This window comes from Streptomyces echinatus, assembly GCF_014203595.1.
Lineage (GTDB): Bacteria > Actinomycetota > Actinomycetes > Streptomycetales > Streptomycetaceae > Streptomyces > Streptomyces echinatus.
In genome coordinates this window covers 15,025-29,393 of the sequence record NZ_JACHJK010000010.1, presented here as the reverse complement: position 1 = coordinate 29,393, position 14,369 = coordinate 15,025, and the positions used below count along the sequence as shown (strand labels likewise).

The following is a 14,369-nucleotide window of genomic DNA, read 5'->3' as shown; positions in this document are numbered from 1 at the left end:
GAACCAGTAGGTGGTCAAGTGGCCCGTGATGTCAAGGGTGTTGGCTGTGGCATTCGGGGAGTTATGTCGCGCCTTTTTCCGGGAGGCCGCTCTTTGGGGCTCCATATTTCCGCGAGGTCTCAACTCGGAAAAGACCCAGGTCGAACCTTGCGTTCGATCTTGCTCCGCCGCCCGGAAGTGGACTATACCTGTCGGCGTTTCCAGCACGACCCAGCACGACCCAGCACTACCCGACAGCGGTGCCGGGGAGGATCCGGTTCACCGCCTGAGTCCTGGAGAAGGCGAGGACTTGAGCATGGGATCCACTGAGCACCCCGGTGCCGAAGGTGTCGGACGTCGTGATCTGATCAAGCGCTCGGCGGCGCTCGGTCTGGTCGCCGTTCCGGCGATGGGGCTGATGTCCGCCTGTGCCAGCGGCGGCGACAGCGGCAGCTCGGACGAGGGCGACACCAAGGGGAAGACCTCCAAGGACAACCCCTTCGGTGCCAAGAAGGGCAGCAAGCTCGACGTCGTCGTCTTCAAGGGCGGATACGGCGACGACTACGCCAAGGCGTGGGAGGCCGACTTCGACAAGAAGCTCGGCATCACCTCCACCCACACCGGCACCCAGGAGATCACCGGCAAGCTCCAGCCGCGCTTCAACGCGGGCAACCCGCCGGACGTCGTGGACGACTCCGGCGCGCAGCAGATCAAGGTCGACGTCCTGTACAAGAACGGCCAGCTGCTGGACCTCGCCGAGGTGCTCGACGCGCCCTCCGTCGACGACCCGGCGAAGAAGGTCCGCGACACCCTGATCCCCGGCACGCTCGACCCGGGCATGCAGGAGGGCAAGGTCGTCGCGCTGAACTACATCTACACCGTCTGGGGGCTGTGGTACTCCGGCAAGCTCTTCAAGGAGAAGGGCTGGCAGGAGCCGAAGACCTGGGACGACTTCCTCGCCGTCTGCAAGGACGCCAAGTCGCAGGGCATCGGCGGCCTGGCCCACCAGGGCAAGTACCCGTACTACATCAACGTCGCCATCATGGACCTGATCGCCAAGAAGGGCGGTCTGGAGGCGATGAAGGCCATCGACAACCTCGACCCCAAGGCGTTCGTCGGCTCGGACGCGGCGCAGGCCGCCGTCGAGGCCGTCTACGAGGTGGTCGAGAAGGGCTATCTGATGCCCGGCACGAACGGCCTGACCCACACCGAGTCGCAGACCCGCTGGAACCAGTACAAGGCCGCGTTCATCACCTCCGGCTCCTGGCTGGAGAACGAGCAGCTCAAGCAGACGCCGACGGACTTCGACATGAAGTTCCTGCCCATGCCGCTGCTGTCCGGCAGCAAGCTGCCGTTCGAGGCGATCCGGGCCGGCTCGGGCGAGCCCTTCATCATCCCGGCGAAGGCGGGCAACCTGCCCGCGGCCAAGGAGTTCATGCGGCGCATGCTCTCCAAGGAGTGGTCGACGCTCTTCGCCAAGCAGGCCAACTCGCTCACCATCCTCAAGGACGGCGTCGACCCGGGCGTGCGCTTGCGTCCCGGCACCCAGTCCACGGTCGAGGCGTCCAAGGCGGCCGGCGACAACACCTTCCGCTACCTGTACACCGAGTGGTACAGCGAGATGGGGACCGCCATCGAGGCCGCCTCCAACGAGCTGATGGCCAAGCGCATCCAGCCCAAGGAGTGGCTGAAGAGGTGTCAGGCCGCCGTGGACAAGCAGGCGAAGGACCCTGCGTCGAAGAAGAACCACCGGGATTAGGTCCGCCGGGGCGTCGTGGGGGCGCGGGTGTGACTGCGGGTGCCGGTCCGTCATGGCTCGTCGCGCAGTACCCCGCGCCCCTTTCGGGGCGCCCGCACGACCGGAATATCAGGGGCAGGTATGCGCAAAGGGCAGTACCGGTTCGTCGCGGGGTTTCTCTTCGTTCCCGTGGCGCTTTATGTGATCTTCGTGATCTGGCCGTACATCCAGACGTTCGGCTATTCACTGACCAACTGGAAGGGGCAGTCGCAGACCTTCGACTTCGTTGGTCTGGACAATTACAAGACGCTGTTCCAGGACGACGTCTTCCTGAAGGCCATCTGGCACAACATCCTGTTCCTGATCTTCATCCCGGTGATCACGATCCTGCTCGCCCTGTTCTTCGCCTTCATGCTGAACGCGGGCGGACACGGCCGGGCCGGCGGGGTGCAGGGCGTCGCCGGGTCGAAGCTCTACAAGATCGTCTACTTCTTCCCGCAGGTGCTGTCGCTGGCGATCCTCGCGGTGCTGTTCAACGCGGTGTACCGCAGTGACGGCGGCGGTCTGCTCAACGGCTTCCTGATCAAGCTCGGGCTGGTCGACGCCGACACCCCCGTGGAGTGGCTCAACGAGCCCGGCATGGTGCTGTGGGCGCTGATGCTGGTCGTGGTCTGGCACGGTGTCGGCTTCTATCTGGTGCTGTTCTCGGCGGCCATGCAGTCCATCCCGCGGGACATCTACGAGGCCGCCCTGATCGACGGGGCCGGCCGCAACCAGTCCTTCCTCCGCATCACCCTGCCGCTGCTGTGGGACAGCGTGCAGACCGCCTGGGTCTACCTCGGCATCGTCGCCATGGACATGTTCGTACTGGTCTCCTCGATGACCCAGAACATGGGCGCCTACGGCGGCGGCCCCGACCACCACAGCGACGTGATGTCGACGGTGATGATGCGGAACTTCCTCTACTACGGCAAGAGCGGTTACGCCTGCGCCATGGGCGTGGTCATGCTGCTGCTCACGCTGATCCTGTCCGTGGTCACGCTCCGCGCCACCCGCCGTGAGCGCATCGAGTACTGAGCGGGAGTGACGACGATGAGCGCACCCATCAAGGAGACCGCCCCCCTTCCGGCCGGCCGGCCGGCTGCCAAGGTGCCCGTCCGCCCGGACGGCCGCCGCGGCGAGGGCACGGTCCTGAACGTCTTCTCCCACGGCTTCCTCGCCGTGTGGGCCCTGCTGATCGTGCTGCCGCTGCTGTGGCTGGTGCTCAGCGCCTTCAAGACCGACGCCCAGATCGGCGGCTCGGCCTTCGGCTGGCCGGAGCACTGGTCACTCGACGTCTTCTCCCGCGCCTGGGACAAGGGCATCGGCGACTACTTCCTGAACACTGTGATCGTCCTGGTGTTCTCCGTGCCGCTGACCATGCTGTTCGGGTCGATGGCCGCCTACGTGCTGGCTCGGTACCGGTTCTGGGGCAACCGGCTGCTGTACTACTTCTTCGTGGCCGGCGCGATGTTCCCGGTGTTCCTGGCCCTGGTCCCGCTGTTCTTCATGGTCAAACGGCTGGACATGCTGAACACCTACCAGGGGCTGATCCTGGTCTACATCGCCTACTCGATGCCGTTCACGGTGTTCTTCATGCACGCCTTCTTCCGGACCCTGCCCACGGCGGTCTTCGAGGCGGCCATCCTGGACGGCGCCTCGCACACCCGGACCTTCTTCCAGGTGATGCTGCCGATGGCGAAGCCCGGACTGATCAGTGTGGGGATCTTCAACACGCTGGGCCAGTGGAACCAGTTCATCCTGCCCACGGTCCTCATGCAGCCGCAGAGCGGCTCCGACCCCGAGCGGTACGTCCTCACCCAGGGCCTGATCCAGCTGCAACAGCAGCAGGGATACGCCTCTGACCTGCCCGTTCTCTTCGCGGGTGTGACCATCGCGATGATTCCGATGCTGGTCGTGTACCTGTCCTTCCAGCGCCAGGTGCAGGCGGGCCTGACCTCCGCGACGCTGAAGTAACCGCACTCCGCGACCGCCCGCGCGCACGCCGCCCCCGACTCCGGGAGGCGGCGTGCGCGTGTGTGTCCCACACCCCGGAAACAGTTCAACCTCTTGACGGGAGTCACCCCGAACGGCTCAGCTTAGAGTTCACTAGTTGGACATACACGGGGCCTCACCGAAGCGGCCCCGCGCTCAGGAGGTCGTCGTGGAGACTCCAGGGTCGCAGTCATCACTGCACCGAGCCAACCTGGAGCGGGTCGTCCGGGCCGTACGCCTGGCCGGTTCCCTCACGCAGGCGGAGATCGCGCGGACGACCGGTCTGTCCGCGGCGACCGTCTCCAACATCGTGCGGGAGCTGAAGGACGGGGGAACCGTCGAGGTCACGCCCACGTCGGCGGGCGGGCGACGGGCCCGCAGCGTCAGCCTGAGCGGGGACGCCGGCATCGTGATCGGCGTGGACTTCGGGCACACCCATCTGCGCGTCGCGATCGGGAACCTCGCCCATCAGGTGCTGGCCGAGGAGGCCGAGCCGCTGGACGTCGACGCCTCCGCCGACCAGGGCTTCGACCGGGCCGAACAGCTGGTCGAACGCCTGATCGCGGCCACCGGCGTGGACCGGACCAAGGTGGCCGGCGTGGGGCTCGGCGTGCCGGGCCCGATCGACGTCGAGTCCGGGACCCTCGGGTCCACCGCGATCCTGCCCGGCTGGGGCGGCACCAAGCCCGCCGAGGAGCTGCGCGGGCGGCTCGGCGTGCCCGTGCACGTGGACAACGACGCCAACCTCGGCGCCCTCGGCGAACTGGTCTGGGGCAGCGGCAAGGGCGTGCGCGACCTGGCGTACATCAAGGTCGCGAGCGGTGTCGGCGCCGGTCTGGTGATCGACGGGAAGATCTATCGCGGCCCGGGCGGCACAGCTGGAGAAATCGGGCATATTACACTCGATGAATCCGGCCCGGTCTGCCGTTGCGGGAACCGTGGCTGCCTGGAGACCTTCGCGGCGGCGCGCTACGTGCTCCCGCTGCTCCAGCCCGGCCACGGCGCCGACCTGACGATGGAAGGCGTCGTACGGCTGGCCAGGGACGGTGACCCGGGCTGTCGTCGGGTGATCGCCGACGTCGGCCGCCACATCGGCAGTGGAGTGGCCAATCTCTGCAATCTGCTGAACCCGAGCCGGGTGGTCCTCGGCGGTGATCTCGCCGAGGCCGGTGAGCTGGTGCTCGGGCCGATCAGGGAGTCCGTCGGCCGCTACGCGATCCCCAGCGCGGCGCGCCAACTGTCCGTTCTTCCGGGGGCGCTTGGCGGCCGTGCGGAGGTGCTCGGAGCGCTCGCCCTCGCCCTCAGCGAGATGGGCGATTCGACCCTTTTGGAGGGGTCCCTTCCCGTGGCGACCCCTGCCTTCACTTAGAGAACGGATGGCACCGTTGCCATCTCGTTAAGGATTTACTTCTTGACGTCGCACGTGTGGCCGAGTTGACTTCCAGCCACCTCGGCCGCAACGACGCGGCCTCGTCAGGGAGGTTTCTGAAGTGAACGCACGTATGCGTCGTGCCGCCGTTGTCGTTGCCGCCGGAGCGATGGCCGTCTCGCTGGCCGCCTGTGGCAGCGCCAAGGAGTCGAAGGGCAGCGACGACTCTTCCTCCGCGTCGGCCAAGAAGGGCGACGACATCACCGTCGGTCTGCTGCTTCCGGAGAACAAGACCGCGCGGTACGAGAAGTTCGACCGGCCGCTGATCGAGAAGAAGATCAGCGAGCTGACGAACGGCAAGGCCAAGGTCGAGTACAACAACGCCCGCCAGGACGCGAACCTGCAGGCCCAGCAGGTCGACACCATGATCACCAACAAGGTGGACGTCCTGATCGTGGACGCGGTGGACGCCAAGGCCATCCAGAACTCGGTCAAGAAGGCCGTGGACGCGGGCATCAAGGTCGTCGCCTACGACCGCCTCGCCGAGGGCCCGATCAGCGCCTACACCTCGTTCGACAACACCCAGGTCGGCAAGACCCAGGGCGAGGCCCTGCTGAAGGCGCTGGGCGCCAAGGCCACCAAGTCCTCCAAGATCGTCATGATCAACGGCTCGGTCACCGACCCGAACGCCAAGCAGTTCAAGGACGGCGCGCACTCCGTCCTCGACAGCAAGGTCACGATCGCCAAGGAGTACGACACCAAGGAGTGGTCGCCGGACAACGCCAACTCCGAGATGGAGGCGGCGATCTCCGCGGTCGGCAAGAAGAACATCGCGGGTGTCTACTCCGCCAACGACGGCATGGCCGGCGGCATCATCACCGCCCTGAAGGCCGCGGGCCTGAGCGTCCCGGTCACCGGCCAGGACGCCGAGCTCGCCGGTGTGCAGCGCATCGTCTCCGGTGACCAGTACATGAGCGTCTACAAGCCGTACGCCCCCGAGGCCGAGGCCGCCGCCGAGATGGCCGTCGCGCTCGCCCAGGGCAAGTCGCTGGACTCGGTCGCCAAGGACAAGGTCTCCAGCGGCTCGCAGAAGGACGTCCCCTCGGTCCTGGTCCCGGTCACCTCGCTGACCAAGGACAACATCAAGGACACCGTGATCAAGGACGGCGTCTACACCGCGGACGAGATCTGCGCCGGCAAGTACAAGGCCGCCTGCGACAAGCTCGGCCTCAACAAGTAAGCGGTCCCCGGTCCCTTCCCGCCGGCGGGTGTTCCCCCCCCGTGAACACCCGCGGTGAAGGCGGCCGGCCGCCCCCAAGGTCCTCCGGCGCCCCGGCGCAACAGACAGCCCCGCAAGCTCGGCGCGGGGCGCCGGACGGTACTCCCCCCAAGTTTCTGCACAACCTCCCGCCGGGTCAGGCGGCGAAGGAGATGGTTCACGTGTCCGCTACGCCCGTGCTGGCGTTGCGCGGGGTCTCCAAGCGATTCGGTGCCGTCCAGGCGCTCACCGACGTAGAGCTCGAGATCCACGCCGGTGAGGTGGTCGCCCTGGTCGGCGACAACGGCGCCGGAAAGTCCACGCTGGTCAAGACGATCGCCGGCGTGCACCCCATCGACGAGGGCGCCATCGAGTGGGATGGCAAGCCCGTGTCGATCAGCAGGCCGCACGACGCCCAGGCACTGGGCATCGCGACCGTCTACCAGGACCTCGCGCTGTGCGACAACATCGACGTCGTCGGCAACCTCTTCCTCGGCCGTGAGCTGAGGAAGTGGGGCGTCCTGGACGAGGTCGAGATGGAGCGCCGCGCCCGCGAGCTGCTCACCACGCTGTCGATCCGCATCCCGAGCGTCCGCATCCCGATCGCCTCGCTCTCCGGCGGTCAGCGCCAGACCGTGGCCATCGCCCGTTCCATGCTCGGCGACCCCAAGCTGGTGATCCTCGACGAGCCCACCGCCGCCCTCGGCGTCGAGCAGACCGCCCAGGTGCTCGACCTCGTGGAGCGCCTGCGCGAGCGCGGCCACGCCGTCATCCTCATCAGCCACAACATGGCGGACGTGAAGGCGGTGGCCGACAAGGTCGCCGTCCTGCGCCTCGGCCGCAACAACGGCATCTTCGAGGTCAAGACGACCTCGCAGGAGGAGATCATCTCCGCCATCACCGGCGCCACCGACAACGCCGTCACCCGCCGTGCGGCCCGTACCTCCGGCATCAACGGGGAGGTTTCCAAGTGAGCATCGACAAGACCTCCGCGAACCTCGACAAGTCGTCCTCGCAGGACGAGCACGCGGTCGAGAACCCCGAGGCCGCGGCCGCCGCGGTGACCGCCGTCGACCCGCGCCTGCTGGTGCAGGAAGAGGGCCTGCTCGGCTACTGGCACGAGTTCAAGCGCAAGATGAAGGCCGGTGAGCTGGGCTCCCTGCCGGTCATCCTCGGCCTGGCGATCATCTGCATCATCTTCCAGGTGCTGAACTCCGAGTTCCTCTCGGCGCAGAACATCAGCAACATCACGGTCACGATGGTCGGCACGGGCATGATCTCCGTGGGCATCGTCTTCGTGCTGCTGCTCGGCGAGATCGACCTGTCGGTCGGCTCGGTCAGCGGCGCGGCCAGCGCCCTCGCCGCCGTCCTCACGGTCAACCAGGGCTGGCCCGAGTGGGTCGCCGTGCTCGTCGCCATCGCCGCCGGTGCCGCCATCGGCGCCCTGCACGGCTTCTTCTTCGCCGTGCTCGGTGCCCCGGCCTTCGCCGTCACCCTGGCCGGCCTGCTCTTCTGGCTCGGCTTCATGCTCAAGGTGCTGGGCGAGGACGGCACGATCAACCTCGACAGCGACGGTCTGATCGGCAAGCTGACCACGTACACGTTCACCGATGTGGCCGCCGCCTACGGCCTGGCCGTCGTCGTGGTCGTCCTGTTCTTCGTCAGCTCCTTCCTCGGCAACCGGCGCCGGGAGGCCGCGGGCGTCCCGTCGCGGCCGGTCAGCGACACGATCCTGCGCACGGTGCTGCTGGCCGTGGTCTCCTTCGCCGCCGCCTACATGTACAACCAGTTCAAGGGTCTGCCGCTGGCCACGGTGATCTTCCTGGCCTTCCTGGTCGGCACGGACTTCGTGCTGCGGCGCACCACCTACGGCCGCAAGGTCTTCGCGCTCGGTGGCAGCGTGGAGGCGTCCCGGCGCGCGGGTATCAACGTCACGGCGGTGCGGATCTCCGTCTTCGCCATCTCCGGTGGCTTCGCCGCCATCGGCGGTCTGTTCCTGGCCTCCAAGATCGCCTCGGCCAACCAGAGCGCCGGTACCGGTGACCTGCTGATGAACGCGATCGCGGCGGCCGTGATCGGTGGCACGTCGTTGTTCGGAGGGCGTGGCCGTACCTGGAACGCCCTGCTGGGTGTGCTGGTGATCGTGTCCATCCAGTACGGTCTCCAGCTGGAGTCCATCGCGGAGCCGGTGAAGTACATGATCACCGCCGCGGTCCTGCTGACCACCGTGGTCATCGACTCCGTCACGCGCAAGACGCAGAAGACGGCCGGGCGCGCGTAGCGCTCGGACACGTCATCGCGCCCGGTGCCGCTCAGGTGCCGGGCGCTGTCGTGTCCCGCACCCGTACACCGGGCGCCAAGCGGGGAACATTAGACTCGACTGGCTCGCGAAAGCTCGATCAGCTCTACTGCAAGGAGGCACTGGTGCCGCTGCTGACCCGCATCAGGGGACCGCGCGATCTGGACCGGCTCAGCCCGGAGGAGCTGGACCAGCTGGCGGAGGAGATCCGGACCTTCCTCGTCCAGGAGGTCTCCAAGACCGGCGGGCACCTGGGTCCCAACCTCGGTGTGGTGGAGCTGACCATCGCCCTGCACCGGATCTTCGAGTCCCCGAAGGACAAGGTCCTGTGGGACACCGGCCACCAGTCGTACGTGCACAAACTGCTCACGGGCCGGCAGGACTTCTCCAGGCTGAAGATGAAGGGCGGCCTGTCGGGCTACCCCGCGCAGAACGAGTCCGAGCACGACGTCATCGAGAACAGCCACGCCTCGACCGTGCTCGGCTGGGCCGACGGCATCGCCAAGGCCAACGAGCTGAAGAAGCGGGACAGCCACGTCGTCGCCGTCATCGGTGACGGCGCCCTGACCGGCGGCATGGCCTGGGAGGCGCTGAACAACATCGCCGAGGCCAAGGACCGCCCGCTCGTCATCGTCGTCAACGACAACGAGCGCTCCTACGCCCCGACCATCGGCGGCCTCGCCAACCACCTGGCGACCCTGCGCACGACCGACGGCTACGAGCGCTTCCTCGCCCGGACGAAGGACATCCTCGACCGCACCCCGGTCGTCGGCAGGCCGCTGTACGAGACCCTGCACGGCGCCAAGAAGGGGCTGAAGGACTTCATCACCCCGCAGGGCATGTTCGAGGACCTCGGCCTGAAGTACGTCGGCCCGATCGACGGCCACGACATCGAGGCGCTGGAGTCGGCGCTGGCCCGGGCCAAGCGGTTCGGCGGCCCGGTCATCGTGCACTGCCTGACCGAGAAGGGCCGCGGCTACCAGCCCGCCCTGCAGGACGAGGCCGACCGCTTCCACGCCGTCGGCAAGATCCACCCGGACACGGGCCTGCCGATCGCCTCCTCCGGCGCCGACTGGACCTCCGTCTTCGGTGAGGAGATGGTCAGGCTCGGCGAGGAGCGCGAGGACGTCGTCGCGATCACCGCGGCCATGCTCCAGCCGGTCGGCCTGGACAAGTTCGCCAAGCGCTTCCCCGACCGCGTGTACGACGTCGGCATCGCCGAGCAGCACGCCGCCGTCTCCGCGGCGGGCCTCTCGTACGGCGGTCTGCACCCGGTCTTCGCGGTGTACGCCACCTTCCTCAACCGCGCCTTCGACCAGGTCCTCATGGACGTGGCCCTGCACAAGCGCGGCGTGACCTTCGTGCTGGACCGGGCCGGTGTCACCGGCACCGACGGCGCCTCGCACAACGGCATGTGGGACATGTCGATCCTGCAGGTCGTACCGGGGCTCCGGCTCGCCGCGCCGCGCGACGCCGACCAGGTGCGGGCGCAGCTGCGCGAGGCCGTCGCCGTCGAGGACGCGCCGACCGTGGTGCGCTTCTCCAAGGGTGCCGTCGGCCCCGCCGTACCCGCCGTCAGCCGCGTCGGCGGGATGGACGTACTGCGCGAGCCCGGCACCGACCGCCCGGACGTGCTGCTGGTCTCCGTGGGCGCCCTCGCCCCGATGTGCCTGGAGATCGCCGAGCTGCTCGACCGGCAGGGCATCTCCACCACCGTCGTCGACCCGCGCTGGGTCAAGCCCGTCGACGAGGCCATGGCCCCGCTGGCCGAACGGCACCGGGTCGTCGTCACCGTCGAGGACAACAGCCGCGCCGGCGGCGTCGGCTCCGCGATCGCCCAGGCCCTGCGGGACGCGGGCGTGGACGTGCCGCTGCGCGACTTCGGCATCCCGCCGCGCTTCCTCGACCACGCCTCCCGCGCCGAGGTCCTCGCCGAGATCGGGCTGACCGCGCCCGACATCGCCCGCCAGGTCACCGGCCTGGTCGCCAGGATCGACGGCCGGTACGACGGCACGGCGGGCGCGGTGGACGCCGTGCAGCCCGCGCGCGACTAGAAACCGCCCCCACGGGCCGGTTCCGCCGCCTCTCCAGGTGGCGGAACCGGCCCGTTTGCGTTTACCTGCCTGTGCCGGGGAATACGGTCCCCGACCCTCTCGATCATGTCGAGGACGACAAGCGTGGGAGGCAGGTACGTGAGCAACGCGCTGTTCCGGACGAAAAACGTCGAGCAGTCCATCCAGGACACCGAGGAACCAGAGCACGCGCTCAAGAAGTCGCTGACCGCCCTGGACCTGACCGTCTTCGGCGTCGGTGTCATCATCGGCACGGGCATCTTCGTCCTCACCGGCACGGCGGCCAAGAACACCGCCGGCCCCGCCGTTTCACTGTCCTTCGTCGTGGCCGGTGTCGTCTGCGCGCTCGCCGCCCTCTGCTACGCCGAGTTCGCCTCCACGGTCCCCGTGGCGGGCTCCGCGTACACCTTCTCCTACGCCTCGCTCGGCGAACTCCCCGCCTGGATCATCGGCTGGGACCTGGTCCTCGAACTGGCGCTCGGTACGGCGGTGGTCGCGGTCGGCTGGTCCGGCTACATCCACTCGCTGCTCGACAACGCGGGCTGGAATCTGCCCGAGGCCCTCTCCGGCAGGGACGGCGCCACGGGCTTCGGCTTCGACATCCTCGCCTCGGCCCTCGTCCTGGTGCTCACCGCCATCCTCGTCATCGGCATGAAGCTGTCCGCGCGGGTCACCTCCGTGGTCGTCGCGATCAAGGTGGCCGTGGTCCTCGTCGTCATCATCGCGGGCGCCTTCTTCGTCCACGGGAGCAACTACGAGCCGTTCGTCCCGAAGGCCCAGTCCGCGGAGGCGGCCGGCAACCTCAAGGCGCCCCTGATCCAGCTGATGTTCGGCTGGGCGCCCTCCAACTTCGGCGTCATGGGCATCTTCACGGCGGCCTCCGTGGTGTTCTTCGCCTTCATCGGCTTCGACGTCGTCGCCACCGCCGCCGAGGAGACCCGCAACCCGCAGCGGGACGTCCCGCGCGGCATCCTGGGCTCCCTGATCATCTGCACCACGCTGTACGTCGCCGTGTCCATCGTCGTGACCGGCATGCAGAAGTACAGCGCGCTGTCCATCGAGGCGCCGCTCGCCGACGCGTTCAAGGCCACGGGGCATCCCTGGTACGCGGGCCTGATCAGCTTCGGCGCCGCCGTCGGACTGACCACGGTGTGCATGATCCTGCTGCTCGGCCAGTCCCGCGTCTTCTTCGCCATGAGCCGCGACGGACTGCTGCCCCGCTTCTTCTCGCACACCCACCCGCGGTTCCGCACCCCGTACCGCTCGACCATCCTGCTCGGCGTGGTCATCGCGATCGTGGCCGGCTTCACCAGCCTGAGTGAACTGGCCGAACTGGTGAACATCGGCACCCTGTTCGCGTTCATCGTCGTCGCCCTCAGCGTCATCATCCTGCGCCGGACCCGCCCCGACCTGCACCGCGCCTTCCGCACCCCCTGGGTCCCGGTCGTCCCGATCGTGTCCGTGTGCGCCTCGCTCTGGCTGATGCTCAACCTGCCCGCGGAGACCTGGATCCGGTTCGCCCTCTGGATGGTCGTCGGCTTCGTCGTGTACTTCCTCTACGGCCGCTCGCACAGCCGCCTGGGCCTGCGCCAGGCGGCCGAGGCGGACGAGGACGCCCGCCCGCCGCACGGAACCGTCCCGTAGCGCACAGACTCCCGCCCCGGCCCCGTATGTCCCGCTTCGGCTGGGAGTGCGGGGCCGGATAGCGTGCTGCCCATGCTCGCCGTCCCGCTCGCTCCCGTACGGACCACGGTCACCCGGACGGCGTACTGGGCGCGGCTCGTGCCCCTGCTGGCGGCCCTGGCCTGCGTCACCCGCGTCCCCTCCTTCGTCCAGCCGCTGTGGAACCCGGACGAGGGCTTCCTCGCCGTACAGGCGCGGCTGCTCGCCCAGGGCGGAGAGCTGTACGACACGGTGGTGGACCGCAAGCCACCGCTGCTGCCCTGGCTTTACCAGGCCGCGTTCGCGCTCTGCGGCTCCGGCTCGCTGACCCCGCTGCGGGTCCTCGCCGTCCTCGCCCAGCTGCTCACCGCCGCCCTGCTGGCCTCCGTGGCCCGCCGCCGCTGGGGCGACCGGGCCGGCCGTACCGCCGGGATGCTGTACCTGCTGATCTCGATCGGGCTCAACCCCGAGGACGCCCAGGCCGCCACCTTCGAGGTGTTCATGCTGCCCGGCACGGCCGCCGCCCTGTGGTGCGCCGACCGCGGGCGCTGGGGCGCCGCCGGGGCCGCCGTCGCCGCCGCCTTCCTGACCAAGCAGACCGGGGGAGCGGTGCTGCTGCCGGTGGTCTGGCTGCTGCACCGGCAGGGCGGCCCGCGCGCCGGCCTGCCGCGCCTGGCGGCCGGGTTCGCCGTCCCGGTGCTCGGCGTGGCCCTGGCGACGGATCCGGGCGGCTTCCTGTTCTGGACGGTGACCGGCTCCGCCACGTACGCCTCCGTCACCGGTTCCGAACTCCACGTCCTGGTCCGCGCGCTGACCAACACCGCGATCCTGGCGGCGGCTTCGGCGGGACTGCTCCCGCCGGTCGCACGGGCCCTGCGCGGCGCCCGCACCGGTGCCCCCGAGCTGTGGCTGTGGCTGGCCTCCTCCGCCGCCGCCGTGGTCCTCGGCTGCCACTTCTTCGGCCACTACTACCTGCAACTCACCCCGCCGCTCGCCCTGCTGGCCACCGCCGCGCTGCGCGGCCTGCCCCGGGAGCGGCACCTGACGGCCGTCCTCACCTCGGTCTGCTCCTGCGCCGTCTTCGTCGGCTGGGGCCTGCTCGCCCCGCGCCCCGAACTGGCGCACGCCGAGCGGCTGGCGGCGGCCCTCGCACACCGCACGGCACCCGCCGACCGGGTCCTCGTGTGGGGCATACACCCGGAGACGTACTGGCTGGCGGGCCGTACCCCGGCCACCCGCTATCTCACCGCGGGCCTGCTCACCAACTACAGCGGAGGCCGGGACGGACCCCAGGTCGGCGAGAAGTACGCCGTCGCGGGCACCTGGCCGGTCTTCCGCCGGGAGATGACCGCGCACGCCCCCGTCCTGGTCGTCGACGACTCCCGGGGCGAGCCGTACGCCCCCGGCCGCCTGCCCACGCTGCGCCGGCTGCTCACGGCCGGCTACGAGGAGGTGGGCCGGGTGGACGGCGCGGTGCTGTACGCCCGGGTGCCGGGCCCCTGACACCGGCGGCTCAGCCCCAGACGGCGCGCGGCCCGGTCACCTCCGCGCCCAGCTCCGTGACCCGCCGCCGCAGCTCGCGGTCGGCGGTCACCACCAGGCGGGCCCGGCCGGGGCTCCCGGCGACCAGCTCCACGATCCGGTCGTCCCCGCTGCCCGGCGCCGACTCCACCCGCACGCCCGGCACCGACGTCACGCCCCGGGCCGCGCCCTCGACCACGAGCACGATCTCCACCGGTTCCGGATGCCCGGGCAGGCCCTCGCCCGCCAGCCGGTCCCGCAGCCGCTCGGCCGCCCCCCTGCGGTCCCGCCACCAGCCGTCCGGGCGCGAGCCGACGACGTTCGCGCCGTCCACGATGACGAGCGGCGGGGCGGGGGAGGGCACGGCGGGCAACGGGTCGCTCATGCCGCAAGGGTGCCATGCCCCAGGCCGGGGGCCGGGCCCCGCGGCCGGGGGC

The 14,369-nt window shown here is 69.3% G+C and carries 11 protein-coding genes; 10 read left to right on the top strand and 1 reads right to left on the bottom strand.

Annotated elements, in window-relative coordinates:
- Window positions 1-295: 295 nt before the first annotated feature.
- From ngcE to FHS34_RS26135, 10 genes are all read left to right on the top strand, one after another.
- Entirely contained in the window at window positions 296-1,738 is a 1,443-nt protein-coding gene (gene ngcE, locus FHS34_RS26180) for an N-acetylglucosamine/diacetylchitobiose ABC transporter substrate-binding protein (RefSeq protein ID WP_184969694.1), read from the top strand.
- A 120-nt stretch (window positions 1,739-1,858) separates the two neighbouring features.
- On the top strand, window positions 1,859-2,794 hold the full coding sequence (locus tag FHS34_RS26175; RefSeq protein WP_184969692.1) for a carbohydrate ABC transporter permease: 936 nt from the start codon (window positions 1,859-1,861) through the stop codon (window positions 2,792-2,794).
- Between the two features lie 15 nt (window positions 2,795-2,809).
- Window positions 2,810-3,733 carry a carbohydrate ABC transporter permease gene (locus FHS34_RS26170; protein ID WP_184969690.1) on the top strand — a complete coding sequence of 308 codons (924 nt, stop codon included), beginning with the start codon at window positions 2,810-2,812 and terminating at the stop codon, window positions 3,731-3,733.
- Between the two features lie 187 nt (window positions 3,734-3,920).
- A complete protein-coding gene (rok7B7, locus tag FHS34_RS26165) occupies window positions 3,921-5,120 on the top strand; it encodes an ROK family transcriptional regulator (protein WP_184969688.1) in 1,200 nt (399 codons plus the stop codon).
- Window positions 5,121-5,253: 133 nt separating this feature from the next.
- Window positions 5,254-6,360, top strand: coding sequence for a sugar ABC transporter substrate-binding protein (locus tag FHS34_RS26160; RefSeq protein WP_184970114.1), 1,107 nt, complete (start codon window positions 5,254-5,256; stop codon window positions 6,358-6,360).
- A gap of 191 nt (window positions 6,361-6,551) precedes the next feature.
- Window positions 6,552-7,352, top strand: coding sequence for an ATP-binding cassette domain-containing protein (locus tag FHS34_RS26155; protein WP_184969687.1), 801 nt, complete (start codon window positions 6,552-6,554; stop codon window positions 7,350-7,352).
- Window positions 7,349-8,659 (top strand): sugar ABC transporter permease, encoded by a 1,311-nt coding sequence (locus FHS34_RS26150; protein ID WP_184969685.1) that lies wholly within the window; start codon window positions 7,349-7,351, stop codon window positions 8,657-8,659. The genes FHS34_RS26155 and FHS34_RS26150 overlap by 4 nt, the downstream gene beginning before the upstream one ends.
- A gap of 143 nt (window positions 8,660-8,802) precedes the next feature.
- Window positions 8,803-10,731 carry a 1-deoxy-D-xylulose-5-phosphate synthase gene (gene dxs / locus FHS34_RS26145; protein WP_184969683.1) on the top strand — a complete coding sequence of 643 codons (1,929 nt, stop codon included), beginning with the start codon at window positions 8,803-8,805 and terminating at the stop codon, window positions 10,729-10,731.
- A gap of 138 nt (window positions 10,732-10,869) precedes the next feature.
- Window positions 10,870-12,393 (top strand): amino acid permease, encoded by a 1,524-nt coding sequence (locus FHS34_RS26140; RefSeq protein WP_184970112.1) that lies wholly within the window; start codon window positions 10,870-10,872, stop codon window positions 12,391-12,393.
- Between the two features lie 72 nt (window positions 12,394-12,465).
- Window positions 12,466-13,914, top strand: a complete 1,449-nt coding sequence (locus FHS34_RS26135) for a glycosyltransferase family 39 protein (protein ID WP_184969681.1) — start codon at window positions 12,466-12,468, stop codon at window positions 13,912-13,914.
- A 10-nt stretch (window positions 13,915-13,924) separates the two neighbouring features.
- Here FHS34_RS26135 and FHS34_RS26130 read toward each other — a convergent pair whose 3' ends face one another.
- A complete protein-coding gene (locus FHS34_RS26130) occupies window positions 13,925-14,317 on the bottom strand; it encodes a PIN domain-containing protein (RefSeq protein WP_184969679.1) in 393 nt (130 codons plus the stop codon).
- Window positions 14,318-14,369: the final 52 nt, after the last annotated feature.